At 71.4% G+C, this 25919-nt stretch carries 26 protein-coding genes; 18 read left to right on the forward strand and 8 right to left on the reverse strand.

Going from position 1 to position 25919, the window contains the following annotated elements:
- Nucleotides 1-41: 41 nt before the first annotated feature.
- Nucleotides 42-455 carry a PH domain-containing protein gene (locus tag AB0F81_RS00770; protein ID WP_360188838.1) on the forward strand — a complete coding sequence of 138 codons (414 nt, stop codon included), beginning with the start codon at nucleotides 42-44 and terminating at the stop codon, nucleotides 453-455.
- On the opposite strand, the gene AB0F81_RS00775 is transcribed toward AB0F81_RS00770, so the two are convergent.
- Entirely contained in the window at nucleotides 452-1354 is a 903-nt protein-coding gene (locus AB0F81_RS00775) for a rhomboid family intramembrane serine protease (RefSeq protein ID WP_360188841.1), read from the reverse strand. The genes AB0F81_RS00770 and AB0F81_RS00775 overlap by 4 nt on opposite strands.
- 23 nt (nucleotides 1355-1377) lie before the next feature.
- Nucleotides 1378-1902: a peptidylprolyl isomerase gene (locus AB0F81_RS00780; RefSeq protein WP_360188844.1), complete on the reverse strand. Its 525-nt coding sequence runs from the start codon at nucleotides 1900-1902 to the stop codon at nucleotides 1378-1380.
- 171 nt (nucleotides 1903-2073) lie between these two features.
- Here AB0F81_RS00780 and AB0F81_RS00785 point away from each other — a divergent pair, with 171 nt between their 5' ends.
- Entirely contained in the window at nucleotides 2074-2625 is a 552-nt protein-coding gene (locus AB0F81_RS00785) for a hypothetical protein (RefSeq protein WP_360188847.1), read from the forward strand.
- Between the two features lie 19 nt (nucleotides 2626-2644).
- Here AB0F81_RS00785 and eccB read toward each other — a convergent pair whose 3' ends face one another.
- The 3 genes from eccB to AB0F81_RS00800 form a co-directional block, all read right to left on the reverse strand.
- Nucleotides 2645-3958, reverse strand: coding sequence for a type VII secretion protein EccB (gene eccB, locus AB0F81_RS00790; RefSeq protein WP_360188849.1), 1314 nt, complete (start codon nucleotides 3956-3958; stop codon nucleotides 2645-2647).
- Nucleotides 3959-3967: 9 nt separating this feature from the next.
- Nucleotides 3968-5074 carry a magnesium and cobalt transport protein CorA gene (locus AB0F81_RS00795; RefSeq protein WP_360188851.1) on the reverse strand — a complete coding sequence of 369 codons (1107 nt, stop codon included), beginning with the start codon at nucleotides 5072-5074 and terminating at the stop codon, nucleotides 3968-3970.
- A gap of 89 nt (nucleotides 5075-5163) precedes the next feature.
- Nucleotides 5164-6258, reverse strand: a complete 1095-nt coding sequence (locus AB0F81_RS00800; RefSeq protein WP_360188854.1) for a PLP-dependent aminotransferase family protein — start codon at nucleotides 6256-6258, stop codon at nucleotides 5164-5166.
- Between the two features lie 119 nt (nucleotides 6259-6377).
- On the opposite strand from AB0F81_RS00800, the gene AB0F81_RS00805 reads away from it, so the two are divergent.
- From AB0F81_RS00805 to AB0F81_RS00815, 3 genes are read left to right on the forward strand one after another with little or no spacing between them, the layout of a single operon-like run.
- Complete coding sequence (locus AB0F81_RS00805; protein ID WP_360188857.1) at nucleotides 6378-7109, forward strand: phosphocholine cytidylyltransferase family protein; 732 nt, start codon at nucleotides 6378-6380, stop codon at nucleotides 7107-7109.
- Nucleotides 7097-8158 (forward strand): iron-containing alcohol dehydrogenase family protein, encoded by a 1062-nt coding sequence (locus AB0F81_RS00810; protein WP_360188860.1) that lies wholly within the window; start codon nucleotides 7097-7099, stop codon nucleotides 8156-8158. Before AB0F81_RS00805 ends, AB0F81_RS00810 begins: the two co-directional genes overlap by 13 nt.
- Nucleotides 8139-8858, forward strand: a complete 720-nt coding sequence (locus AB0F81_RS00815; protein ID WP_360188863.1) for a CDP-alcohol phosphatidyltransferase family protein — start codon at nucleotides 8139-8141, stop codon at nucleotides 8856-8858. The genes AB0F81_RS00810 and AB0F81_RS00815 overlap by 20 nt, the downstream gene beginning before the upstream one ends.
- Here the strand turns inward: AB0F81_RS00815 and AB0F81_RS00820 are convergent.
- Nucleotides 8848-10377 (reverse strand): arylsulfotransferase family protein, encoded by a 1530-nt coding sequence (locus AB0F81_RS00820; RefSeq protein WP_360188866.1) that lies wholly within the window; start codon nucleotides 10375-10377, stop codon nucleotides 8848-8850. The two genes, AB0F81_RS00815 and AB0F81_RS00820, sit on opposite strands and share 11 nt — an antisense overlap.
- A gap of 30 nt (nucleotides 10378-10407) precedes the next feature.
- Nucleotides 10408-11592, reverse strand: a complete 1185-nt coding sequence (locus AB0F81_RS00825) for a glycosyltransferase family 4 protein (RefSeq protein ID WP_360188869.1) — start codon at nucleotides 11590-11592, stop codon at nucleotides 10408-10410.
- A gap of 81 nt (nucleotides 11593-11673) precedes the next feature.
- Here AB0F81_RS00825 and AB0F81_RS00830 point away from each other — a divergent pair, with 81 nt between their 5' ends.
- The 12 genes from AB0F81_RS00830 to AB0F81_RS00885 all read left to right on the forward strand — a co-directional run bounded on the left by AB0F81_RS00830 (nucleotide 11674) and on the right by AB0F81_RS00885 (nucleotide 24893).
- Nucleotides 11674-12534, forward strand: a complete 861-nt coding sequence (locus AB0F81_RS00830; protein WP_360188872.1) for a DNA-formamidopyrimidine glycosylase family protein — start codon at nucleotides 11674-11676, stop codon at nucleotides 12532-12534.
- 177 nt (nucleotides 12535-12711) lie between these two features.
- Nucleotides 12712-14298: a sugar transferase gene (locus tag AB0F81_RS00835; RefSeq protein WP_360188875.1), complete on the forward strand. Its 1587-nt coding sequence runs from the start codon at nucleotides 12712-12714 to the stop codon at nucleotides 14296-14298.
- 31 nt (nucleotides 14299-14329) lie between these two features.
- Nucleotides 14330-15523, forward strand: coding sequence for a histidine kinase (locus AB0F81_RS00840; RefSeq protein WP_360188878.1), 1194 nt, complete (start codon nucleotides 14330-14332; stop codon nucleotides 15521-15523).
- Nucleotides 15520-16257 (forward strand): LytTR family DNA-binding domain-containing protein, encoded by a 738-nt coding sequence (locus AB0F81_RS00845; protein WP_360188880.1) that lies wholly within the window; start codon nucleotides 15520-15522, stop codon nucleotides 16255-16257. Before AB0F81_RS00840 ends, AB0F81_RS00845 begins: the two co-directional genes overlap by 4 nt.
- A 149-nt stretch (nucleotides 16258-16406) precedes the next feature.
- Complete coding sequence (locus AB0F81_RS00850; RefSeq protein WP_360188883.1) at nucleotides 16407-17105, forward strand: response regulator transcription factor; 699 nt, start codon at nucleotides 16407-16409, stop codon at nucleotides 17103-17105.
- Nucleotides 17102-18148: a HAMP domain-containing sensor histidine kinase gene (locus AB0F81_RS00855; RefSeq protein WP_360188886.1), complete on the forward strand. Its 1047-nt coding sequence runs from the start codon at nucleotides 17102-17104 to the stop codon at nucleotides 18146-18148. Before AB0F81_RS00850 ends, AB0F81_RS00855 begins: the two co-directional genes overlap by 4 nt.
- 136 nt (nucleotides 18149-18284) lie before the next feature.
- A complete protein-coding gene (locus tag AB0F81_RS00860; protein WP_360188889.1) occupies nucleotides 18285-19730 on the forward strand; it encodes a DUF4173 domain-containing protein in 1446 nt (481 codons plus the stop codon).
- Between the two features lie 31 nt (nucleotides 19731-19761).
- Entirely contained in the window at nucleotides 19762-20145 is a 384-nt protein-coding gene (locus tag AB0F81_RS00865) for a hypothetical protein (RefSeq protein ID WP_360188892.1), read from the forward strand.
- Nucleotides 20142-21767, forward strand: a complete 1626-nt coding sequence (locus AB0F81_RS00870; RefSeq protein WP_360188895.1) for a cation acetate symporter — start codon at nucleotides 20142-20144, stop codon at nucleotides 21765-21767. Before AB0F81_RS00865 ends, AB0F81_RS00870 begins: the two co-directional genes overlap by 4 nt.
- 60 nt (nucleotides 21768-21827) lie before the next feature.
- Entirely contained in the window at nucleotides 21828-22418 is a 591-nt protein-coding gene (locus tag AB0F81_RS00875; protein WP_360188898.1) for a hypothetical protein, read from the forward strand.
- Between the two features lie 82 nt (nucleotides 22419-22500).
- Nucleotides 22501-23286 carry an ABC transporter ATP-binding protein gene (locus AB0F81_RS00880; RefSeq protein ID WP_360188901.1) on the forward strand — a complete coding sequence of 262 codons (786 nt, stop codon included), beginning with the start codon at nucleotides 22501-22503 and terminating at the stop codon, nucleotides 23284-23286.
- Nucleotides 23277-24893, forward strand: coding sequence for an ABC transporter permease (locus AB0F81_RS00885; RefSeq protein WP_360188904.1), 1617 nt, complete (start codon nucleotides 23277-23279; stop codon nucleotides 24891-24893). The genes AB0F81_RS00880 and AB0F81_RS00885 overlap by 10 nt, the downstream gene beginning before the upstream one ends.
- 15 nt (nucleotides 24894-24908) lie before the next feature.
- Here AB0F81_RS00885 and AB0F81_RS00890 read toward each other — a convergent pair whose 3' ends face one another.
- Nucleotides 24909-25187, reverse strand: a complete 279-nt coding sequence (locus AB0F81_RS00890) for a hypothetical protein (protein WP_360188907.1) — start codon at nucleotides 25185-25187, stop codon at nucleotides 24909-24911.
- 100 nt (nucleotides 25188-25287) lie between these two features.
- On the opposite strand from AB0F81_RS00890, the gene AB0F81_RS00895 reads away from it, so the two are divergent.
- Nucleotides 25288-25812: a flavin reductase family protein gene (locus AB0F81_RS00895; protein WP_360188910.1), complete on the forward strand. Its 525-nt coding sequence runs from the start codon at nucleotides 25288-25290 to the stop codon at nucleotides 25810-25812.
- The last annotated feature ends 107 nt before the right edge of the window (nucleotides 25813-25919 follow it).

A 25919-nucleotide genomic window follows, 5' to 3' on the forward strand; every position in this document is an offset into this window, starting at 1 on the left:
TGAATATCGAATTACACGGGACGGCTGCCATAGTTGACGGCATGCAGTGGCGTGTTCGTCCGGTCGTACCGATCTCGAAGTTGATGGGTGCCGTCGCCATCCTGGTGCTCGCCGCCGCGTTCGCCGAAGGCGATCCGGTGCGCTGGGTGCTCGGCGGTGTCGTCGCCGCCGGCCTGCTCGCGTGGGCGCTGCGCGATCTTTTCTTCCCGGTCCGCCTGGCGGCTGACGCCGCCGGCGTCACCGTTCTCACCGGCCTCGCTCGCCGCCGGCATCTCCCCTGGCCGCAGATCGAGAGGGTACGGGTGGAGCGCACCGTGCGCCGTGGACTGCGCAGCGAGCTCCTGGAGGTCGACGCCGGCGACGCGATCTACCAGTTCGGGGCGCACGACCTCGGCGCGCTGCCGGAGGACGTGGCCGCCCGGCTCGGTGAGCTGCGCGGTGCCGCGACCCGCTAGGTGAAGAGGTTCTGGGTGCGCACGACCGCCGCGGCGATCAGCAGCAGGAGGATCGCGGTGCAGCCCAGGGCCTGTTTCAGGCTGCGGCGCGGCAGCCGGGGATAGGCCAGGGCGGCGACCGTCGCCCCGCCGATCGCCAGACCACCGAGGTGCCCGGCGATCGAGATGAACGGGATCGTGAACGTGAAGATCAGGTTCGTGACCAGCAGCGAGAGGATCGGGCCGGGGTCGCGCAGCAGCCGCCGGTTGACCACCAGCACCGCCGCGATCAGGCCGAACGTGGCGGTGGAGGCGCCCGCGGAGGGCTGGTTCGGCGCCTGGAAGACGTAGGCCGCGACGTTGCCGCCGAAACCGGCGAGCAGGTAGAGCGCGGCGAACCGGAGCGGGCCGAGCTGCGCCTCGAGGTATCGCCCGAGCTGGGCCACCAGCATCATGTTGAGCAGCAGGTGGACCGCGCCGTAGTGCAGGAACATGGCGGTGACCAGCCGGTACCACTCGCCTTCGGCGACACCGTGGATCTCGCCGCCGTAGGTCGCGTAACCGAGCACCTCGCCCGCGTCGGTCAGCGGCGTGCCGGTGCCGAGCAGGCCGAGGAACCCGCTGCCGGCGATCGCCCGCGGCCCGCCCACCACGGCGGAGGCGATCATGACGAGCGCGTTGATCGCGACGATCGCGGTCGTCACATAGCCGAGCTGGCCGGCGCGACTACCGCCGAAGGCGGTGCGCGCCGGCCGCTGGCTGCGGCGTCCCTCTTTGACACAGTCCGGGCAGTGGTGGCCGACCACGGCGTCGTTCATGCAGCTCGTGCAGATCGGACGATCGCAGCGGCTGCACCGGAGCATGGTCTCTCGGTCCGGATGCCGATAGCACACCGATGCGGTCGAGGGAGCCTCACTCATGGCACCAAAGGTACCGTCATCGGTCAGGAACGCTCGATCTCCACGCGCTCGATCACGACGTCCTCGCGGGGCCGGTCGCCCGGGCCGGTCGGGGTGTTCGCGATCGCGTCGACGACCTTCGCGGACTGCTCGTCAGCGACCTGGCCGAAGATGGTGTGCCGCCGGTTCAGGTGCGGGGTCGGCACAACCGTGATGAAGAACTGCGAGCCGTTGGTGCCCGGGCCGGCGTTCGCCATGGCGAGCAGGTACGGACGGTCGAAGAAGAGCTCCGGGTGGAACTCGTCGCCGAACTGGTAGCCCGGGCCGCCACGGCCGGTGCCGGTGGGGTCACCCATCTGCACCATGAAACCGGCGATGACCCGGTGCGAGATGGTGCCGTCGTAGTACGGCCCCTTGCCCGGCTGACCGGTGCGCGGGTCCTTGTACTCCTTGGTGCCCTCGGCCAGCTCCACGAAGTTGCGGACGGTCGCGGGAGCGTGATCCGGGAACAGCTGGAGGCGGATCGCGCCGTGATTGGTGTGAAGGGTGGCGTAAATGTTCTCTGCCACGGGTACTCCCGTCTGCGGTGATGGGACTGTTCTCGTGCAATTCGGATCCTCCCCCATGTCGTGGATCCGGCGGCGCGGGGGTACCCGAGAAGGCAACATGGCCTGGGAGAAGACCACAGGAGGTGGGCACTGGTGTTCGCAACGATCCGCCGTCGGCGTCGTAGTAACCGCATGCGCAACGAGCTCAACCAGAGCATGGATCACTTCAAGCGTGCCGCGTCGCTCGCGGCGCAGGAGACCAGCGCGACCGTCGGCCCCAAGTTCAACGCCGCGAAGGACCGCGTCCAGCCGGCCGCCACGAAGGCCAAGGACGCCGCCTCGAACAGCTGGGAGAGCACGGTCGCGGCGATCACTCCGCTGGTGACCGCGGCCAGCGAGAGCGTCCGGCACACCGGCAAGGCGACCAAGAAGCAGTCGAAGCGGCAGCTCAAGAAGCAGGAGAAGGCCGCGCGCAAGCTGGAGCGCAAGGCCGAGAAGGCGTACGGGCGCAAGAAGGGCCGCGGTGGCCGGCTCGCCGGTTACGCGCTGCTCGGCACCGCGGTCGGCCTGGGTGCCGCCTACTTCGCACGTCGCCGCCGCGACGCGCAGTGGGAGGAGTACGACCCGGCGCTGACCTCGGCGCAGACCGGTGCCGACGACGCCGCGTTCGAGCCGATCGAGCCGACCGTCTACACCACGTCCAACGGCACGGTGGCCGACAAGAGCAAGCCCGGCAGCGTCTGACCCCGACGCGGGACCGCTGTCACGGTCGTCCGGCCCGACCCCGATCCAGGGCCGGGCCGGCCGGGACGTACGCGACGAGTTGCGCCGGCACCGGCCGGGGTGACACGTCCGGATAACCGAGCCGGGCCGCCAGATCGCGGCCCACCAGCGGATAGCGACGGCCGCTGTCGGTGACCAGGTGCACCGCGCCGGTGCTCGCCGGGGCGCCCGGCGAGGCCGCCGCGACCACGAGCGCGCCCCGGCCACGGGCCACGTGCACACGATCGACGCGGGTCGGTCCGGTTGGTGCCGCACCGGGCGGGAAAGCGGCGTCCAGCCGTACGACGGCGTTGCCACCCGCGAGGGTGACGCATGCCCGCGCCGGATCGTCGGCGAGCCGGGGCACCCGGGCCGGTAGGCCCGCGCCGTCGCCGAGCCGCGTCGCCGAGCCGGGCAACTGCCGGAACGCCGCGCCGATCGCCGCCGCCGGCGCCAGCAGTCTCGCCTGTGTCTCGCCCACCGGGGCGATCCCGTCCCGCAGCACCACCGCGAACTGGTTCCCGTCGGTGACCACCTGCCCGATGCGGCGCCCCGCGATCGTCGAGGGCCGGCCGGCGCCGGGAATCACCGGAGCGGCCAGATCGGGGCCGGCCGGGATCGCGTCCACCCAGGCCGCCGGGGCCGGCCATGGACGCCGGCCGTACCAACCGAGCGCCCGCTGGATCACGTCGACCCGCTCCGCGGCCAGCAGGAAGCGCTGGTTGCCGTGCACCAGATGGGTGCGCCCGGCCTCGTCGCGCACCAGCAGTCCTCGCTCCGCCGCATCCGTGCCGCCGGACGGGGCGGCTCCGACCAGCAGGGTGCTCCGCGGCCCGCCGGCCACCGTCTCGGAGCAGACCGACCAGTCCCCGGCCAGCAGGTTCTTGGCGGTGGGCAGCGAGTCCGGCGCGCCCGGGATGCCGAGCGGCTCGCCCAGCGGCACCCTGGCCAGCTTGTCGGCGCGCACGGCCTTCACCTCGGGGCGGGCGCCACCGGCGAGGAGCAGGCCCGAGGTGTAGTTCAGCACCGGGTGCAGGCGGCCGTCGGCGGGCAGGTAGACGTAGCGCGCGCCGGTGCCCTTCTCCAGCAGCACGGCGTCGGCGTCGGTCGCCTCGGTCATGGTGTGCCCGGTGACCATGCCGTACGCCGCGGTGCCGCCCAGGCCGAGCGCGGCGATCAGCACCCCGATCAGCGCGGTGAGGCCGGCCCGGCGCATCGGCGAGCGTGGCGGATCGGGATCGTGCGTGACCAGCGCCGCGACGACGCGCTGCATCGAATACTGATACGAATGCAGCTCATCCTGACGCGACGGCATCACGCCACTTTAGAGCCAACCGTTGCGCCGCAGGGCCCGGTAGAGCAGCACGGTGATCACCGAGAGGACGGCGACCAGGGCCGGGTAGCCGTACTTCCAGCCCAGCTCCGGCATGTAGTCGAAGTTCATGCCGTAGATGCCGGCAAAGGCGGTCCACACCGTGGCGATGGCCGCCCAGGACGCGATCTTGCGCATGTCGTTGTTCTGGTCCACCGTCACCTGGGCAAGCCGTGCCTGCAGGATCGAGTTGAGCAGGTCGTCGTAGGAGGACACCTGCTCCACGGTGCGGGTGAGGTGGTCCTGCACGTCGCGGAAGTAGCGCCGGATCTCCTTGGGCACCACACCCTGGCTCGCGGTGATCGCGGCGAGCGGCCGCTGCAACGGCACCACCGCCCGGCGGAACTCCACCAGCTCCCGTTTCAGCTGGTAGACCTGCTGGATCGGGGCGCTCTTGTCCCGCGAGAAGACGCCCTCCTCGATGATGTCCAGGTCCGCCTCGACCTGGTCGGCCACCTCGAGGTAGTGGTCGACGACCCGGTCGGTCACCGCGTAGGCGACCGCCCACGGCCCCTGCTCCAGCAGCACCGCACGCTGCGCCTCCAGGTCGGCGCGGACCGGCGCCATCTCGGAGGCGTCGCCGTGCCGGACGGTGATGACGAACCGCTCCCCGATGAAGATCATCATCTGGCCGGTCTCCACCACCTGCTGGCTCTCGGTCAGCTCCTGGTGCGGCACGTAGCGGGCGGTGCGCAGGACCAGGAAGTGCACCGCGCCGAACTGCTCCAGCTTGGGCCGCTGCTCGGCCTTGACCGCGTCCTCCACGGCCAGCTCGTGCAGGCCGTAGGTGCGGGCGATGGCCGCCATCTCGGCCTCCGACGGCTCGTGCAGGCCGAGCCAGACGAAGGCGCCCTCCTGCCGGCAGGCCTCCACGAGGGCCCGGTCGGGCCGGAAGTCCCCCGGCAGGCGCTTTCCGCCGACATAGACGCCGCAGTCGACCACCGAGGTAGTGGTGTGGACGCGGGAACCGTTCGGCTCGGCGAGCTCCCCGTTGGTGAGAAAGCCTCGCATCCGCTCGGCGAGGGCCTTTCCGAGCGGGCGAGCACGGTTCTCCGTCATAGCTTCAACCTCCCCCGGGGACCACCAAACCAATCGAGGCTACCCGGAGGTTCCCGTGCCGACCCTCCGGCCGGCACGGGAAGCGGCTGTCAGCTTCGCACCTCTTCGATGGCGTCGGCGAGCCGGCGCACGCCCTCGTCGATCTGGTCGACGGTGACCGCGGAGTAGGCCAGGCGCAGCGAGTGCCGGCCGCCCTCGAGCAGGAAGTCGCTGCCCTTCACGACCGCGACACCCTTCTTCATGGCCGCCGGGAAGAGCCTGTCGACGTCGACGTCCTCGGGCAGGTCGACCCAGAGGAAGTAACCGCCGTCCGGCTCGGTGAACGTGGCCCCGGGGATGTGCTTGCGGATCGACTCGGCCAGAACCCGGGCCCGTTCGCCCAGCGCGGCGCTGACCGTCCGGACCGACTTCTCGATGTCGCCGGAGACGCAGAACTGGTGCACGATCGCCTCGGACACCATGCCCGGCGAGATGTAGAGGTTGGTGGCCTTCTTCGCGATCGCGTCGATCAGCGCGGCCGGGCCGACCAGGTAGCCGACGCGGACGCCGGGGCAGACCGTCTTGGTGAAGCTGGAGGCGTGCACCACCAGGTTGTTCGTGTCCTGCGAGAGCATCGAGGGCAGCGCCTCGCCGCGGAACCGGATGTCCACGTACGGGTCGTCCTCGAAGATGATGAACTCGTACTGCTCGGCCAGGGCGAGCAGCGCCTGCCGCTTCTCGGCGGAGAGCGTGACACCGGCCGGGTTCTGGTAGTTCGGGATGATGTGCGCCAGCTTGGGCCGCACCCCGGACTCGAGCAGCGCGCGCAGCTCCTCGACGTCGATGCCGTCCGCCTCGACGGTGACCTGGTGCACCTTGGCGCCCAGGTTCTGCAGGTTGAGCAGGGTCCGGTCGTAGGTCGGCTTCTCCACCACCACGTCGTCGCCCGCCTTGACCAGGTGGCCGAAGAGGAACGCGTCCGCCTGCAGCGAGCCGTTCGTCACGATGACCTGATCGGGGGAGACGTTGTGCTTGTCGGCGATCCACTTGCGCAGCGGGAGGTAGCCGACAGAGGTGCCGTAGGCGGTCACGCCGGCCGGGTCGGCGTCGAAGGCACGGGCGGCGGCGGCCTTGAGGCCCTCCACGTCGACGATGTCCAGCGACGGAGCGCCACGGGCGAAGGAGATCAGCTGCTCAGCGGTCATGCCCATCAGCTTAGAAGCCGGGTCTATACCATTTTCCCAGTGGTCCGCGCGAGTCCTGCTGATGGGACTGGTGCCGCTATCCTCGCTGGGCACACCCCTCGTTCTGGAAGGAACCACCCATGATCGGTCTGGTACTCGCCGCCGGCGCGGGGCGCAGGTTGCGCCCGTACACGGACACGCTGCCGAAGGCGCTGGTCCCCGTGGACGGGGAGACCACGATCATGGACATCTCCCTGCGCAACCTGGCAGCCGCCGGCCTGACCGACGTGACGATCGTGGTCGGCTACTGCGCCGGCGCGGTGGAGGAGCGGGTCGAGGGCTTCGAGCGCAAGTACGGCGTGAAGATCTCCCTGGTGCACAACGACAAGGCCGAGGAGTGGAACAACGCCTACTCCCTGTGGCTGGCCCGGGACCACTTCGCCCAGGGCGCGCTGATGGTCAACGGCGACACCGTGCACCCGGTCAGCGTCGAGCACACGCTGCTGGCCAAGCGCGGCCCGAGCATCCTGCTCGCCGTCGACACGGTGAAGAAGCTGGCCGACGAGGAGATGAAGACCGTCTTCGGCGCCGACGGCCAGCTCACCAAGATCACCAAGCTGATGGACCCGGCCGAGGCGTACGGCGAGTACATCGGCGCCAACATCATCGAGGCGTCCGCCGCGTCGGCCCTGGCCGACGCGCTCAAGACCACCTGGGAGCGCAACCCCGACCTGTACTACGAGGACGGCTTCCAGGAGTACGCGAACCGGGGCGGCGAGGTGCGTGCCGCCGAGATCGGCGACCTGCCCTGGGTCGAGGTGGACAACCACGACGACCTGGCCAAGGCCCGGGACATCGCATGCCGCTACTAGCTCGTAGCGTCCAGACCCCGCTGCACATCGAGGTGCGGCGGGGCGCGGTCGCCGACCTCGGCAAGATCCTCGCCGACGGTCGTATCTCCGCCGGCGGCGACGTCGCGGTGGTGGTCGGCCCGGGGCTCGGCGAGAAGGTGGTCGACCTGCTGCGGCCCTCGCTGCAGTCGGCGACCGTCTTCACCACCACCGGTGGCACGCTGGACGCGGCGCTGGAGCTGGCCGACAAGCTGCGCTCCGGGCACTACGACGCGGTGATCGGCATCGGCGGCGGCAAGACCGTCGACACCGCCAAGTACGCGGCCAGCCGCTGGGGCCTGCCGATGGTCTCGGTGGCGACCAGCCTCGCCAACGACGGCATCGCCTCCCCGGTCGCCAGCCTCATCAACGACGGCATCAAGGGCTCGTACGGCGTGCACATCCCGTTCGGCGTCGTCGTCGACCTGGACTTCGTCGAGAACGGCCCGGAGCTGGTCAACCGGGCCGGCATCGGTGACGTGATCAGCAACATCAGCGCGCTGGCCGACTGGGAGCTGGCCCGCGAGGTGCGCGGCGAGCCGGTCGACGGCCTGGCCGCCTCGCTGGCCCGGATGGGCGCCGAGGCGGTGCTCACCATGCCCGGCGACATGACCGACGACGCGTTCGTCACCGTGCTGGCCGAGGCGCTGATCTCCAGCGGCCTCGCGATGGCGGTCTGCGGCAGCAGCCGGCCCTCCAGCGGCGGCTGCCACGAGATCATGCACGCCACCGACTCGCTCTACCCGGGTACGGCGTCGCACGGCGAGCTGGCCGGCATGGGCGCGCTGTTCTGCACCTTCCTGCGCGGCGACGAGCGGCGGTTCCGGCAGATGTCCGAGTGCCTGGCCCGCCACCAGCTGCCGCGCACCCCCTCGGACGTCGGCCTGGACGTCGAGCAGTTCGTGCGGATCGTCGAGTTCGCCCCGCGGACCCGGCCGGACCGCTACACCATCCTCGAACACCTGGACATGAAGCCGGACGAGATCCGGCGGAAGCTGGCCGAGTACGACGATGCAGTCGCAGCCCACTGAGCCCGCGCCCACGGCCGCCGACTACTACGCGGTGAACCGGGGCGGTGGCCTCTTCAGCGAGGGAATCAGTCAACGGATCGGCGCCCGGATCGCGGTGCGGGCGCACAAGCACCGCCTCACCCCGACCGTGCTCACCGTCTTCAACCTCGGGCTCGGCTGCCTGACCTCCTTCGTGGTGATCGCTGCCGCCGGCCCGGTGGCCGACGGCAGCTTCTGGGCGGCGCCGGTCGGGTTGCTCGCGCTGATCGGCTGGCAGCTGGCGTACGCGTTCGACTGCTCCGACGGCCAGCTGGCCCGGGTGACCGGGCAGACCAGCCCGGCCGGCGCCCGCCTCGACGTGCTCTGCGACGTCGCGGTCCAGTCCGCCCTGGTGGCAGCCCTGGCCGCGACCGCCAAGGCGCAGGAGCCGGACACCCCGGCCTGGCTGCTGGCCGCGTTCGCCGCCACCTGGATGGTCAACCTGGTCACCTCGGTGATGCAGGGCGGCGACCAGGCGTCCAGCATGGTGACCAGCCGGTCCCTGCCGGTCCGGATGGTCAAGCTGGTCCGTGACTACGGCGCGGTGATCACGCTGGCCGGCGTGGTGCTCACCGTGGCGCCGCAGTGGACGGTCTGGTTCGTCGCGCTGTTCACCCTGATCAACGCCGGGTTCCTGGCGGCCAGCATCGCCTTCACCGGGCGCGCGGCGCTCAGATCCTGATCGGGATGGCGCTGGAGGACCCGAGCACCTGACCGGCGTCGTCCAGCGCCTCCACCACCACGTACTCCGGCGTGCCGGGAATGGTCAGCGTGGTCTCGAACCCGGACCGCGCCGCCTCCACCGCGCCCTGCAGCACGCCCGGCTGGGCTCCGGACCGGGCCCGCCACTTCGTCACCATGGTGTGCCCGTTCCAGCTCGCCGAGGCCAGCACGTTGCCGCCCTCCACGCGCAGGCCGAGCGCCGGCTGGTCGTGGGCGACCCCGATCCAGTCCGCCTTGTACGCCCGGTATGACTGGTTGCCCTCCGGCAGATGGCCGGCGAACCGCACCGTGCCGTCCGGCCGGTGTTCGGTGAAGTGCGGCTTCTCGCCCCACCCGATGAACGTGCCGCCGTCCGGCAGCTCCCGGAAGTTGCCCTGGGTCGGGGCGGAGAGCCGCTGCGGGTGCACGTGCTCGGCGACGAAGGTGACCGTCCGGGCCTGCTCGTCGACCTGGAAGATCAGCCCACGCGAGTAGTCGCGTTCGGTGGTGATCCCGGCGCCGTTGTCGAAGATGCTGTAGCTGCCGTCCCGGCGCCGCTGGAAGTCGTGCTGCCAGGAGAAGGTGGACCGCTGGTCGACCCGGAGGTCGGACTTCTTGCCGCCGATGCGCCAGATGACCGCGCCGGTCTTGCGGTGCACCTTGTAGACCGCCCAGGTGTGCCGGGCGGAGAAGAGCAGGTGCCCGTCGTGGTCCAGGCTGACCGAGTTCGGGTGCAGGTAGTCGTAGGGCAGGTGGGCCGCCTCGCCCTGCGGCAGCGGCGCGTACGACTCGTCCAGCGTCACGTGCTCGCGGGCCCGCCACTCGAAGACCTTCCGGCCGGTCGCCACGTCGATCTCCTGGAGCACACCGTCGTGCAGCACCCCGTCGGCCGGACCGCCCTTCGCGGAGAGGTCGAACGGCACCGGGTCGTAGACCCAGAACAGCGCCGTCCCGGCCGGCGTGAGCACCAGATCGTGCTGGTCGGCCTGTTCGGTCCCGGCCGCGCGGATCCGGGCGATCTCCCGGTAGGACTCGTCGACGATCACGAACTCGCCCTGCCCGACGCCCTGCCCGCCGGTTCCCCCGATGGTCCCCTCCCACCAGGTCAGCACGGGTTTGTTCCGGTACCGCTGCACCTTGAAGTCGATGGCGACGGTGGCCGGGTCGGGCACCTTCTTGAACCACACCGGGGAGCCCTTGGCGTCCACGATCAGCGGTCCGCGCAGCGTCTCGCCGGCGAACGGGGTCAGGAAGACGTATCCCGGTGCGACGTTGTCGGCCGGCGTGGTGATGGTGACGTCGGGGAGCCCGTCCAGGTCGGGGCGGGAGCGGTACTTGGCGGGTGGGGCGGCCGGCGCCGCGGTCCGTGGCGGTTCGTCCTCCCGGCCGGCTCGGCCGAGCAGGAAACCGGCGCCGCCCGCCACGACGGCCGCCGTGGCGGAACCGAGCAGCACCGTACGGCGGGAGACTCCGGACTGCGAGACTGATCGATCTGTCACACGCGCGATTTTGCCCGCGGGGCGGCGAAATTACCTAGATGTGCGCTGTGAATCAGCAATCATCTCGGTATAGATCTCGGTCAGCCGGTGGGTCAGCACGTCCGGGTGGAAGTGCCGCAGGTATCGCTCCCGGGCGGCCGGCGCCGCGGCCGCCGCACCGGCACGGGCCACCGGCAGGGCCGCCGCGAGCGACTCCGGGTCCGGCTGGGCCAGCCAGCCGGCCGCCTCGGCCCCGCTGCCCACCAGGTACGGGATGCCGCCGACCGCGGTGCCGAGCACGGCCCGGCCCGCCGACATCGCCTCCAGGATCACCGTCGGGAGCACGTCCTCCCAGGTCGGCACGGCGATCACCACCGCCGACGCGCGGCGTGCCGCGGTCATCCCGGCCCGGTCCAGCGGGCCCAGATAGGTCACGTCCGCCCGCCGGGCCGCCGCCTGCTCCGCCAGCGGGCGCAGCTCGCCGTCGCCGGCGATCCGCAGTGTCCCGAGGGCGCCGTCCGGGTGCCGCTGCCAGGCGTCGAGCAGCAGGCCGAGGCCCTTCTCCGGGGAGAGCCGGGCGCCGTAGAGGAAGCCGTCGCCCAGCGGTTCCGGCGCGCCCGGGTCGGGCAGGCCGTTCGGTTTGATCACGATCCGCTCGGCCGGGATGCCGTAGTCGCCGAGATGCCCGGCGATCTTGTCGGTGAGGGCGATGTACCGGTCCACCGAGCGCCAGGTCCCCCGGTGCACGGCCAGGGTGGTCGCCATGATCGCGCTCTGCGCCGCGGAGCCGCGGTAGCAGCGGTGCTTGATCGCCGGCCAGCCGAGGATCTTGCCCCGGCAGTCCCGGCAGTTGTGCCCGTCGCGGAAGTACAGCCCGGACGAGCAGACCTGCCGGTAGTTGTGCACGGTCTGCACGACCGGCACGCCGTGCGCGTGCGCGGTCCGGATCACCCAGGGCGAGAGCAGCGGGTACGGGTTGTGCAGGTGCAGCACGTCCGGCTTCTCCCGGGACAGGAGTTCGGACAGGTCGCGCTGGGCGTCCACGCCGTACATCGGGGAGATGGGCAGCAGCACCTTGCGGCTCGCCGGCATCTCGCCGATCGAGTCCGAGCTGCGCTGGAAGGGCACCACCTCGACCCCCGCCGCCCGCAGCTGCTCGATCTCGGTGTCGACGATGACGTTCTCCCCGGAGGGGATCGCCTCGCGGTACCGGTTGTGCGCTACCACCACCTTCATGAACCGGAGCCTAGAGGTCGCGGACTGCGGGGCTCGCTCCGCTCTCTCCTCGCTCGTGACGGAAACCGCTACCGTGAGGAGGTGCCCGAACTCCCCGAGGTCGAGGCGCTCGCGGCTTACCTGCGTGAGCGTGCGGTCGGCCATACCGTGCAGCGCTTCGAGGTCGCCTCCTTCAGCGCGCTGAAGACCTATGACCCGGCGCCGTCCACCCTGGGTGGCCTGCCCGTCGTCGCCGCCGGCCGGCACGGCAAGTTCCTCGACGTCGGCATCGGCCCGGAGCTGCATCTGATCGTCCACCTGGCACGCGCCGGCTGGCTGCACTATCGCGACTCGTTCAAGTCGCCGGCTCCGCTCAAGCCGGGCAGTGGCCCGATCGCGATCCGGGTCCGGCTCGACGACGACTCCGGTTTCGACCTGACCGAGGCCGGTACCCAGAAGTCCCTGGCGGCCTATCTGGTGCGGGATCCGGCCGAGGTCCCCGGCGTGTCGCGGCTCGGCCCGGACGCGCTGGCCGTTTCGCTCGACGAGTTCACTTCTCGCATACGCGGGCGGAACGGACAGATCAAGGGCGTCCTCACCGACCAGGAGGTGCTCGCCGGGATCGGCAACGCCTACTCCGACGAGATCCTGCACGTGGCGAAACTGTCGCCGTTCGCGCTCAGCGGCAAGCTCACCGACGAGCAGATCGGCACCCTCTACGAGGCGATGCGCGCGGTGGAGACCGACGCCGTCGAGCGATCGGTCGGGCAGAAGGCGGCCGAGCTCAAGGGCGAGAAGCGCGCGGGCATGCGGGTCCACGCCCGGACCGGGCTTCCCTGCCCGGTTTGCGGGGATACGGTGCGAGAAGTCTCGTTCGCGGACAAGAGTCTGCAATACTGCCCTACCTGCCAGACCGGCGGTAAGCCGTTGGCGGACCGCAGGCTGTCCAAGCTGGTGCGGTGATTTTGCCACCGCTCAGTCACGCAACGTACAAGGTGGGATTGCCACCGCAACGTCACCTTCACTCCGGCCGATCCATCGGTATAGTGGCTCGGTCCCTGGCAACCGTTATGACGCGAACGGGTATCGGCGGACCCGCCGACGACCCGACCGTCGTGGCGGTGCGTAATCTTTTTCCGGATGCGGGAGGACGTAGGCGAAGTGACGACTAGCCTGCATCGCCCAACCACCGACAGCAGCCGGAGCAAGCCCGTGGGGTACGACAGCTTCGAGTGGCACTCGCCGACTCCGAGCAACGGCGTTCCCCGATCGGCGTGGAGCCGGCAGCGTCGGCGCCTGTCCCGTTGGCACCGGCCGTACACGTTCGGGCTCGTCCTGCTCGACCTGCTGTCCACTCTGACGGCCAGTTGGATCGCCGCCACCTTCCTGGAGAAATCGCGAGCCGGTTTCACCAACCGGAGCTGGGGCCCGCTGGAGGGCACCGAACTCTTCTTCTTCTTCGCCTACATCGTGCTGCCGCTCGGCTGGCTGGTCCTGCTCTGGACCAACGGCACCTACGACCGGCGCTATCTCGGTCTGGGCAGCGAGGAGTTCAAACGGGTCGTGCGGACCTCGGTCACCGTCGTGGCCTGTGTGTCGCTGCTGGCGTTCGCCACCAAGGCCGACCTGTCCCGTGGCACGGTCGCCACGGCGTCGCTGAGCGCGCTCGTGCTCATCCTGCTGTGCCGGGTGGGTGCCCGGCAGGTGCTGCACTTCGCCCGGCGCAGCACCGGGCACGGCGCGCACCGGATGGTCCTGGTCGGCACGCTGCCGGAGGCGCTCGAGGTCTACACCGCGGTCACCCGCAGCCCGGCCGCCGGCCTCATCCCGGTCGCCATCCACATCACCGACGGGTACGCGGCGGCGCGTGGCATCGAGACCCCGGTCCCGGTCTACGCCGGTCGTGACGTCCTGTCGCTGGTCCGCGAGGTCGGCGCCGACACCATCGCGGTCTGCGGATCGGCCAGCACCGAGCCCGGCGAGCTGCGCCGGCTGGCCTGGCAGCTCGAAGGCACCGGTGTGGACCTGGTGGTCGCGCCGCAGCTCACCGACATCGCCGGCCCCCGGGTCCACATCCGCCCGATCGAGGGACTGCCGCTCCTGCACGTCGAGGAGCCGACCCTCTCCGGCCCCGGCTGGCTGGTCAAGAACCTGATGGACCGGGTCGCCGCCGGCCTCGGCCTGCTGCTGATCAGCCCGATCCTGCTGGTCATCGCGATCGGCATCCGGCTGTCCGACCCCGGCCCGATCTTCTTCCGGCAGACCCGGGTCGGCCACGACGGCCGCACCTTCCGGGTCTGGAAGTTCCGGACGATGTATGTGGACGCCGAGGAGCGCAAGGCCACGCTGGAGGAACTCAACGAGTCCGACGGCATGCTCTTCAAGATGAAGCACGACCCGCGGATCTTCTCCTTCGGAGCGAAGCTGCGGGCCACCTCTCTGGACGAGCTGCCCCAGCTGATCAACGTGCTCAAGGGCGAGATGTCCCTGGTCGGTCCCCGCCCGCTGCCCGCGGACGACGGTGACTACCTCGGCGACGTCCGCCGCCGCCTGCTGGTGCGCCCCGGCATCACCGGCCTGTGGCAGGTCAGCGGCCGGTCCGACCTGTCCTGGGACGAGGCGGTCCGTCTCGACCTCTACTACGTCGACAACTGGTCGCTCACCTACGACCTGAGCATCCTCTGGCGCACCATCTTCGTCGTCCTGAAGCGCAAGGGCGCCTATTGAGTTAGCCCGGCGGAGCCGTCAGGATCGCTGCGTGGCGGGTCAGGTCGGGAGTGTGCTGGCGGTCCTCGCTGTGCTCGCAGCCCTGGCCGCCGCGGTGGCCGCGGTGATCCGGCTGCGGGCCCGGCGGGGGATCGCCACCGCGATGCAGCGCGCCACCTACGACGTGCTGCACACCGCGGCCCTGGCCGCCGAGCCGCTGCGGGGCGGGCTCACCCCGGCGTCGGCCGGCAAGGCGGTCCGGCACCTGCGCACGCTGGTGGGTGCGGTCGGGCTGGCGATCACCGACGGGCAGACCTGCCTGGCCTATGACGGTCGCGGCGCGCACCATCAGGACCAGCTGACCGCCGCCGCCCGGCGGGCCGTGGGGACGCAGCGCTCGGTCGTGCTCAACGGGTCCGATCTGCCCTGTGACCGGATGGATTGCGTGGTGCGCGGCGCGATGATCGCGCCGCTGGCCGGGCCGGACGGCACGGCCGAGGCCGCGCTGGTGGCGGTGGCCGATGGCCAGCCCGCGCCGGGCCTGGTGCAGGCGACGCTGGAGGCGGCGCGCTGGGCCGGCTCGCAGCTCGCCCTCGCCGAGCTGGACTCGTCGCGCGAGCGGCTGGCACGCGCCGAGGTCCGGGCGCTGCGGGCGCAGATCAGCCCCCATTTCATCTACAACGCGCTGACCGCGATCGCCTCGTTCGTGCGCACCGATCCGGAGCGGGCCCGCGAGCTGATCCTGGAGTTCGCCGAGTTCACGCGCTACTCGTTCCGGGCGCACGGCGAGTTCACCACGCTCGCCGAGGAGCTGCGCTCCATCGACCGTTACCTCACCATCGAGCGGGCCCGGTTCGGCGACCGGCTCCAGGTCCGGCTGCAGATCGCCCCCGAGGTGCTGCCGGTCGGGTTGCCGTTCCTCTGCCTGCAACCGCTGGTGGAGAACGCGGTTCGGCACGGCCTGTCGCGCAAACCCGGCGTCGGTATGGTGAGCATCGAGGCGCGGGACGCGGGGGCCGAGTGCCACATCACGGTCGAGGACGACGGCGTCGGCATGGATCCGGCGGTCTTCGGGCGCGACGGTTCGGAGGGCGAGGACGGGCAGCACGTCGGCCTCGTCAATGTGGACGAGCGGTTGCGCTCGGTGTTCGGCGATCACAACGGCCTGGTGGTGGAGACCGCCCTCGGAGCGGGTACGAAGGTGAGCATGCGGGTGCCGAAGTTCCATCCCCAGGTGCGGGCATGAGTCTCGTCGTGCTCGCCGTCGACGACGAGCCACCCGCCCTCGACGAGCTGGCCTATCTCCTCAACGCCGACGGCCGGGTGGCACACGTGCACCGGGCCGGCGACGCCACCGAGGCGCTGCGGGTGCTGCGCGACACCGAGGTGGACGCGGTCTTCCTGGACATCCGGATGCCCGGCCTGGACGGCATGGAGCTGGCCCGGATCCTGCGCCGTTTCGCCCAGCCACCGGCGATCGTCTTCGTCACCGCCTATGACGACGGCGCCGTCGACGCCTTCGACCTGGGCGTCACCGACTATGTCCGCAAGCCGGTGCGGGCCGAGCGGCTGGGTGAGTCGCTGCGCCGGGTGGCGGGCCTGCGCTCCGCACCGGCCCCGGCGACGCCGCCGGACGAGCCGGCGATCCCGGTGGAGCTGGCCGGCACCACCCGCATGCTGCCGCGGTCCTCGGTGCGCTGGGTGGAGGCGCAGGGCGACTACGCCCGGCTGCACACCGGGGACACGTCCCACCTGGTCCGCGTCTCGCTGGCCACGCTGGCCGAGCGCTGGGCGAACGCGGGTTTCGTCCGTATCCACCGGTCGTATCTGGTGCAGCTGCGCCTGGTGACCGAGCTGCGGCTGACCAACTCCGGTTATGTGGTGGCGGTGGACGGCGTGGAGCTGCCGGTGAGCCGCCGGCACACCCGGGAGCTCAAGGACCGTCTGATTCGGGCCGCCAAGCACGACTGGACCCGTTAATCCACACCGTAATCCACAGGTCCACCGACTTACCCACAGAGTTATCCACAGGCTCTGCAACTTGCACACAGGCTGGCCGGATCAATCTGCACACTTCGTTCACAACTTGACCCCGGCGTCTACCCAGCCGGTACCTAAGCTCATCGGCCATGGAGACGACCGAGCGACGGGTCCTGCTGGTGGAGGACGAGCGAGCCATCGCCGACGCGGTGGCCGCCCGGCTGCGCGCCGAAGGTTTCCTGGTGCAGGTGGTCGGCGACGGCCCGAGCGCCGTCGAGACCGCCCGCAACACCCACCCGGACGTGATCGTGCTGGACGTGATGCTGCCCGGCTTCGACGGCCTGGAGGTGTGCCGCCGCATCCAGGCCGAGCGCCCGGTCCCGATCCTGATGCTGACCGCGCGCGGCGACGAGACGGACCTGCTGGTCGGGCTCGCGGTCGGCGCGGACGACTACATGGCGAAGCCGTTCTCGATGCGGGAGCTGGCCGCCCGGGTGCACGCGCTGCTGCGCCGGGCGGACAAGGCGGCCGCGATCCGGCAGCCGAAACCGGAGACGCCGCGCATCCGGCTCGGCGACCTGGAGATCAACCCGGCGGAGCGGCGGGTGCTGCGCGGCGGGGTGGAGGCACACCTGACCCCGACCGAGTTCGACCTGCTGCTGCACCTGGCCGAGCGGCCGCGGACGGTCCTGCCCCGCGAACGGCTGCTGGCCGAGGTGTGGGGCTGGGCGGACGCCTCCGGCACCCGCACCGTCGACAGCCACATCAAGGGCCTGCGCCGCAAGCTCGGGGCCGACCTGATCCGCACCGTGCACGGCGTCGGTTACGCCCTGGAGGTCGACCGGTGAACGCCCTGCACGACCTGGCGGTCCGGCTCTTCGGGTGGCTCCCGCGCCCGCTCGACCCGGTCCGCTCGATCAAGGCGAAACTCTCGCTGGCCCTGGGCTTCGCCGGCGGGGTGGGCCTGCTGGTCTTCCTGTGGAGCATCGACTTCTACCGGGTCGACCTGCTGTGGATCGCCATCGCCGCCGCGCTCGGGCTGGTCACCCTCCAGGTGATGGCGCACGGCGCGACCGTGCCGCTGCGGGAGATGACCGTCGCGGCCCGCAAGATGGCCCGCGGCGACTACACCCAGCGGGTCCGCACTCGGTCACAGGACGAGGTCGGCGAGCTGGCCTCCGCGTTCAACCAGATGGCCGCCGACCTGGCGGCCGCCGACCGGCAGCGGCGCGAGCTGATCGCCAACGTCTCGCACGAGTTGCGTACGCCGATCACCGCGCTCCAGGGCGTGCTGGAGAACATCGTCGACGGGGTGGCCGCGGCCGAGCCGGAGACGATGCGCACCGCCCTGGCCCAGACCGAGCGTCTGAGTCGCCTGGTCACCGACCTGCTCGACCTGTCCCGGCTGGACGCCGGGGTGACCTCGCTGCGCCGGGATCTGATCGACGTGCCGGTCTTCCTCGGCGACGTGGTCCGGGAGGCCGCGGTCAACGCCGACGGCACCGGGCTCGACGTGAAGTTCGAGGTCTCCGCCCCCGGGATCGTGCTCTGCGGTGACCGCGAGCGGCTGCACCAGGTCTTCGCGAACCTGCTGGACAACGCGGCCCGGCACAGCCCGCCGGGCGGCGTCGTCACGGTCCGGGCCGAGCGCCGCGACGAGCACTGCCTGTTCGCCGTGGCCGATCAGGGCTCCGGCATCCCGGCCGCCGAGCGCGAGCGGGTCTTCGAACGATTCACCCGGGGTGAACGAGCGACCGGCGGCGGCTCCGGGCTGGGCCTGGCGATCGCACGCTGGGTGGTGCAGCTGCACCGGGGAACGATCGCGGTGGTCGAGCCGGAGCAGCAGCGCGGCTGCCACATCGAAGTACGACTTCCACTGCAAACCGTCTGACACAGCGCGGGAAGGCATCGACATGTCCACGGCACCTCCAGCTCAAAAAACGGACGCCGGCCCGATGCACGGGCCGTGGCCGCCGCTGACCGAATGGGACCGCCGGTGGCCCGGACCGGGCCGCCCGCCCTCAGCCGTGACGATCTACACGCTGCTCGCCGCGTCGGTCGTCGCCGCGCTCACCCTCCCTCTCGACCGGGCCGGTGTCGGCTGGCTGGTCACCGTGAGCGCCGGCGTCACCGCCCTGGTCGCCGCCCGGATCTTCCCGGAGCCGGACGCGGTGCCGCCGCTGGTCCGGCGCCCCGCACCGGCCGTCTCCCGGACCCGCGTCGCCTGGGCCGCGGCCACCGTCGCCCTGTTCGCGGTCGGCACCTTCCGGGCGGCCGACTGGCTGTTCGTGCTCTGCCTGATGACCGCCTCGGTGACCGGGGTCGTGGCGGTCAGCACCGGACGCTCGATGCGTGCCGTGACCGCGTCGTACGTCATCGTCCCGGTGGCCGCGCTGCGCGGCCTGTCCTGGCTGCTGCGTGGTCTCGCCCGTCTGGGCAGCCGCGGACCGAACGGTTCTGGCGTCCGGATCGCCGCGACCGTGGCCGTCTCGATCGCCCTGCTCACCGTCTTCGGCTCGCTCTTCGTCTCGGCCGACGCGGCCTTCGCCCGGGTTTTCGACGCGCTGACACCGGAGATCCGCGTCGACACGGTCTTCCGCTGGGTGTTCCTGACCGCCGTCACGTTCGTCCTGCTCGGCGCGGCCGCCTTCCTCCGCGCCGCCCCGCCGGACGTCAGCCGGCTGGACCGCACCGAGGGCCGCAAGGTCCGCCGCGCCGAGTGGGCCGTCCCGCTCGGCCTGCTCACCCTGCTCTTCGCGGCGTTCGTGGCGGTCCAGCTCACCGTGCTCTTCGGCGGCAGCCGGCACGTCGTGCAGACCGAGGGGCTCACCTACGCCGAGTACGCCCGCAGCGGCTTCTGGCAGCTCTGCATCGTCACCGGCCTGACCCTGGTGGTGCTGGCCGGCGCGGCCCGGTGGGCGCCCCGCGGTGAGGCCCGCGACCGGACGCTGCTGCGGATCGTGCTGGGCACGCTGGCCACGCTCACCCTGGTCATCGTCGCGTCCGCGCTGCACCGGATGAACGTCTACACCGACACCTACGGGCTGACCCGGTTGCGGCTGCTGGTCGCCTGCTGCGAGGTCTGGTTCGGGTTCGTGCTCGTCCTGGTGCTGGTGGCCGGGATCCGGATCCGGGCGCCGTGGCTGCCCCGGGTGGCGATCGCGGCCGGTGTGCTGGCACTGCTCGGCCTCGCCGGGGCGAACCCGGACGGCCTGATCGCCGAGAACCACGTGCAGCGCTACGAGCGCACCCAGCGCATCGACATGGCGTACCTGAGCGGGCTCTCCGCCGACGCCGCGCCGGCGATCTCCGGGCTGGACGACGCGGACCGCCAGGACTGCCTGCTCTGGGCGATCGGCGACCGGATGCCGTCCGACGAGGCCTGGTGGGAGTGGAACCTCGGCCGGCAGACCGCCCGTGATCTGGCGGTGAACCCACCCGCGGACTGCGCGGACGAGATCTACAGGGATTGACAATCCGCCGGGGGCGGCGAGACTGCCGAACATGGCCGATCCGCCCCCGAGCCCGCGCACCCGGGTGGTCCTCGCTGACGCCGCGACCCGGCGTGCCGCCACCGACCGGGCCCGCACCGACCTCGCCGAGCAGACCCCGGTCGGTGAGGCGCTGGTCAAGGGCCTGGTCCGGGCGCAGTTGGCGCTCGCCCTGCGGCTGGCGCTGGTGGTGGCCGCCGGTCTCGGCACGCTGCCGCTGCTGTTCGCCGCCGCACCGGCCGTCGGCAGGTTCACCGTCTTCGGCGTGCATCTGCCGTGGCTGCTGCTCGGGCTGCTCTCGTTCCCGTTCCTGGTCGGGGTCGGCGCCGCCTACGTGCGCTGGGCGGAACGCAACGAGCAGGACTTCGCCGCCCTGATCCGCAGGCCGGAGCAGTGAACCCGTACCTCGCCCCGGGCCTGGTCGCGGTCGTGCTGCTGACCGTGGCCATCGGCGCGTACGGCCTGCGGTTCGCACGAACCACATCGGACTTTTTGGTCGCGTCCCGTTCGGTGAGCCCGTCCTGGAACGCGGCCGCGATCAGTGGCGAGTACCTCTCCGCCGCGTCCTTCCTCGGCGTCGCAGGCCTGATCCTCTGCTACGGCGTCGACATGCTCTGGTACCCGGTCGGGTTCGCCGCCGGATACCTGGCGCTGCTGCTGTTCGTCGCCGCCCCGCTGCGCCGCTCCGGCGCGTTCACCCTGCCGGACTTCTGTCAGGTGCGGCTCCGGTCAACCACGCTGCGCCGGTTGGCGACCGCGTTCGTGCTCTTCATCGGTTGCCTCTACCTGCTGCCCCAGCTCCAGGGCGCCGGGCTGACGTTCAGCACGGTGACCGGCGGCTCGTACGTCTGGGGTGCCCTGCTGGTGAGCGTCGTCGTCACCGCGAACGTGGCGTTCGGCGGGATGCGGGCGATCACCTTCGTGCAGGCGTTCCAGTACTGGCTCAAGCTGACCGCGCTGGCCGTACCGATGATCTTCTTGATCCTGCAGTGGCAGGCCGACGGCCGCCCGGCCGCGACGCCGCCGGCCGGCGCGGTCTTCCCCGCCGCGACCACGGTCGTGGTCGAGCGCGACGCGGTGCTGGAGGGTGGCCGCACGGTCGAGGCCGGGGAGACGCTGCAGTTCGCGGCGGGCGACCCGGTGCCGCGGGTCAGCACGGTCGAGGCCCGGTTCGGCCCGGACTGGCTGCTGCCCGGCGGCGAACTCGGCCTGTTCGCGACCTATTCGCTGATCCTCGCCACGTTCCTGGGAACGATGGGGTTACCGCACGTGCTGGTGCGGTTCTACACGAATCCGGACGGCGCCTCGGCCCGGCGCACCACGCTGGTGGTGCTCGCGATGGTCGGCTTCTTCTATCTGTTGCCCACCCTCTACGGCGTGCTCGGCCGGATCTACACACCGCAACTGCTGATGACCGGGCGCACCGACGCCGTGGTGCTGCTGCTGCCCGAGGCCGCGCTGGGCGGCGGGCATCTGGGCCGGCTGCTCGGCGCCCTGGTCACCGCGGGCGCCCTCGCCGCGTTCCTCTCCACCTCGTCCGGCCTGCTCACCAGCGTCGCCGGGGTGATCTTCACGGACGTGCTGCGGTCCGGGCGCAGCGGCTCGATCCGCGACTTCCGGCTGGCCACCGTGCTCGCCGCGGTGGTGCCGACCGTGCTCGCCCTCTATGTGTCCGACATGGACGTCTCGCAGGTCGTCGGCCTCGCGTTCGCGGTGGCCGCGTCGAGTTTCTGCCCGCTGCTCGTGCTCGGCATCTGGTGGCGAGGCCTGACCGACGTGGGGGCGATCGCCGGCATCGTCGCCGGTGGTGGCGCGGCGATGGCCTCGGTCCTGATCACCGTCCTCGGACCGCCGCTGACCGGCAGCGCCGCGGAACTCGTCGAGCAGCCGGCCGCCTGGACGGTCCCGCTCGCCTTCGTGGTGATGGTCGGCGGATCGTTGCTGAGCAGCCGGCGGGTTCCCGGCGACGTCGGCGCCACCATGCTGCGGCTGCACGCCCCCGAATCGCTGCGAACCTGATTTAAGGATCTTTAAGGTTCGATCCTCGGCCACGGCCGTGCCCGTCCCGTAAATCGGGGCATGAGACGACGCAGAGGAATGATCGACCGCAAGGTAGTCATCGGGCTGGTAGTCGCCGCGCTGGCCGGTGGCGCGCTCGCGGTGGGCACCGGTCTGGGCAACGCCTCCACCACCTGCGACGGCCTGGACCAGGCGATTCAGCGCAACCTCGACTTCATGGCCGAGCAGCGCGCCAACCCGAACGCGCAGACCGAGGCCGTGCTCAAGAACCGTCAGGACGTCATCGACCTGATCAACGTCCAGCGGCAGCAGGCCGGCTGCACCGGCGAGGTCGCCGCGCCGCCCGCGCCGCCCGCGCAGGAACAGGAAGCCGCGCCGGAGGAAGAGGCGCCTCAGCAGAACGGTGACGTCGTCTGCCAGGGCTCGACCGTCACCCTCTCCGGCGAGGCCGGCGAACCGTTCGCCTCCAGCGGGACGTTCCCCATCGGCACCGTCCTGAAGGTGACGAACCTGGACAACGACAAGAGCATCACGGTCACCGTGCAGACCACCTCGGGCAGCTGCATCCTGCTCAACAACGCCGCGTTCGAGCAGGTCCGCGAACCCGGGAAGTTCCTGATCCGGCGGGCCGTGATCGAGCGGGTGGGCTGATCGCCACCGGCCCGGACCGGCGGCCACGGCCAGCCGGTCCGGGTGTTCCCCGATCACCCGCTGTACCGATACGTTCGTGTACATGAGCATTCCGGCACAGCGCCCGCCCAGTGAGGGCGGCACCGCGGCGATGTCGTTGCGCGGGCTGGTCAAGCGGTTCGACTCCCGCCTCGCTGTCTCCGAGGTCAGCCTGGAGGTTCCGGCCGGCTCGTTCTACGGCCTGCTCGGCCCCAACGGGGCCGGCAAGACCACGACACTCTCCATGGCGGTGGGCCTGTTGCGGCCCGACGCGGGCCAGGCCGTCCTGCTGGGGTACGACGTCTGGCAGTCCCCCGCCGAGGCGAAGTCGCTGGTCGGAGTGCTCCCCGACGGGGTGCGGATGTTCGACCGGCTGAGCGGCCCCGAGCTGCTCGCCTATCACGGGCTGCTCCGCGCGATGCCCGCCGACGTGGTCGACCAGCGCGCCCGCGACCTGCTCGACGTGCTCGAACTCGGTGTCGACAACCGCACGCTGGTGGTCGACTACTCGGCCGGCATGAAGAAGAAGATCGGCCTGGCCTGCGCGCTGCTGCACGCCCCACGACTGCTGGTCCTGGACGAGCCGTTCGAGGCGGTGGATCCGGTGTCGGCCGCCCTGATCCGCGACATCCTCCAGCGGTACGTGGCCGGCGGCGGCACCGTCGTCTTCTCCAGCCACGTGCTGGAGGTCGTCGAGCGGCTCTGCTCGCACGTCGCGATCATGTCCGACGGTGTGCTGCGGATGCACGGCCCGCTCGCCGAGATCCGCGGTGACCGCTCCCTGCAGGACGTCTTCGTGCAGGTCGTCGGCGGCCGGGTGGCCACCGGTTCGGAGCTGGCGTGGCTCTGACCCCGGCGCTGTCGATCGGCCCGTTCGTCCGGCTCAAACTGCGGATCAGCCGCAACGGCCTGCGCGGCCGCCCGGCCCGGATCGTGATGTTCGTGCTCGGTGCCGTCGCCGCCGGCTTCCTGGCCATCTTCGGCTATGCCGCGTTCGCCACGCCGGGCCTGCTTGACAGCGCCCGCTCCGCCGAGGTGCTCTTCCCGTTCGGCGGCGCGCTGCTGGTCTTCGGCTGGTTCCTCATGCCGCTGCTCTTCTTCGGGGTGGACGACTCGCTCGACCCGGCACAGTTCGCGCTGCTGCCGCTGCCCCGGCGCACCCTGCTGGCCGGGCTGGGCGTGGCGGCCCTGATCGGGCTGCCGGCGCTCGCCACGCTGGCCGCCACCGCCGGGATGGTCGACACCTCGGCCCGGCTCGGCGGTCCCGGCGCCGCTCTCGCGCAGCTGCTCGGGATCATCTGCGGCCTGCTCCTCTGCGTCGCCGTCAGCCGGGCGGTGACCAGCGCTTTCGCCACCGCTCTGCGCTCGCGCCGGGCCCGCGACCTGGCCACCGTTCTGCTCGCGGTGGTGGCCGCCTCACTCGGCCCGGCCCAGTTGCTGCTGCTCGGGCTGCTCGACCAGGCCGACTGGCGAAGCGTCCAGCTGATCGCCGAGGTGGTCGGGTGGACACCCTTCGGCGCTGCGTGGACCGTGGGGCTGGATGTCGCGGGCGGGCGCGCTTGGGCCGTACCGATCAAGGTCGTGATCGTGCTGGTCGCCGTCGGCGGCCTGCTCTGGTGGTGGAGCCGCACGCTGGAGCGGGCCATGGCCGGCGCCGCGACCGCAGGCAGCCGGCGCGGCAGCGCCGTGACCCGCGCGGACGGTCGCGGGCCGGTGGATCAGTTGCTGTTCCGCTGGTGGCCGCGGAGCCGATTCGGCGCGCTGATGGCGCGCGAGACGCGGTACTGGTGGCGGGAGACGCGGCGGCGCGCCGCCCTGATCACCCTGGGGGTGGCGGGTGTCTTCCTGCCGCTCTCCACCGCCTTCGGCTCGGGCGGTTCCGGGGGACGCGGCCTGGCAGTCCTGGTCGGCGCCATCGCGCCGATCGGTTTGGCCAACCAATTCGGGTACGAGGGAAGCGCCTACGCCACGAACCTCGCCACCGGGATCCCGGGCCGTCTGGAGGTGCATTCCCGAGCCGCCGCGCACGCCCTCTTCACGCTGCCGATGCTGCTGCTCGTGGCGCTGGTGACGGGTCTGCTGGCTGGCGGCCGGCCGGAGTCGGTCCCGGCCACGTTCGGCATGCTGGTCGCCACCTACGGGGTCGGGCTGGCGCTGGTGCTGCCGGTCTCGGTCCGGGCGGCCTATGCGCTGCCAGATCCGAGCACGCCGTTCGCGCTCTCCTCCGGCGGCGGGCTCGGCAAGGCGCTGCCGAGTCTGGGCGCGATGGTCGGGGCGATCGTCGGTTCGCTGCCGGTGGTGCTCGCCGGCTATCTGCTCGGTCCGGCCTGGCTGTGGCTCGGGCTGCCGGCCGGGCTGGCCTACGGCCTGGCGGCATACCTGGTCGGCGCGCACCTGGCCGGCGGCCTGCTGGACCGCCGCATGCCCGAGGTCCTGGCCGCCGTCTCCGCCCGCTGAGTCCACTCTCGATGGTCAGGACTGGCCCGCGGTTCGCGATCCGCTCCGAGCTTCCGGCCCCCGGTTCAGGATGACCGTGCGAAGCCCGTCGCGTTTGACGAAGATGCGCCGGCGCTGCATGGCGTTCCCGGCCGGCCCGATCACATATCCGTCCAGCCAGAGCCAGCCGTCGTAGGTCACCCGCGGGTCCACCCGGATGATCCGGAAGAGCAGCCCCCGGTCGCCCGAGAACTGGACGCTCGCCTCGGCGCTGACCTGGACGACGTCGCCCGGCCGCAACACCACATGAGGCATTCGCCGTCTCCTCTCCCGCGGCAAAGTTCCCTACAAAATAGTTTGTGATCAATTAAACGGGATAGCGGCATGCACAATCTGTAATCGAGAGAATGATCGGGTGAATCCGTTTGAGCCCGGTGGGCGCATCCACTCCACCGACCCGTTCGCCGTGCCGGAGTCGTCGAAATCCCCGGTCCGGCGGCTGCGCGGGCGGTTCGCCGCGCCGGTCACGATCTGGACCACGCCCGGCCCCGCCGGGCTCACCGTCTCCTCCACCCTGGTCGCCGACGGGGACCCGGGCCGGATCCTCGGCCTGATCGACGAGGAGAGCGAGTTCTGGGCGGCGGTCGAGGACTCCGGCGTCTTCGCGGTGGTGCCGCTGACCCCGGCCGACCGGCAACTGGCCGACCGGTTCGCCGGCCTGATGCCCGCGCCGGGGGGACTGTTCGCCGCCGGCCGGTGGCAGCAGACGCCGTACGGCCCGGTGCCCGAGGAGGCCGCCACGTGGGCCGGCTGCCGGCTCGACGGGAACCGGCCGTGCGGGTGGGCGCTGCTGGTCGAGGGCATCATCGAATCGATCGAGATCGGCACGTCCGCGTCGCCGCTGGTGCACTACCGGGGGCGGTACACCGAGCTGGCGTGACTGCCGCTCAGCGCACTCAGACCACCACTCAGCGCAGACCCCGACCGGGGAGCCGTGACCTGGCCCACTCCTTCGTACGGTGCCGGAAAGTCCGCCCGCCCCCACGA

Source organism: Actinoplanes sp. NPDC024001 (assembly GCF_040638955.1).
In the GTDB taxonomy this organism is placed as follows: Bacteria; Actinomycetota; Actinomycetes; order Mycobacteriales; family Micromonosporaceae; genus Actinoplanes.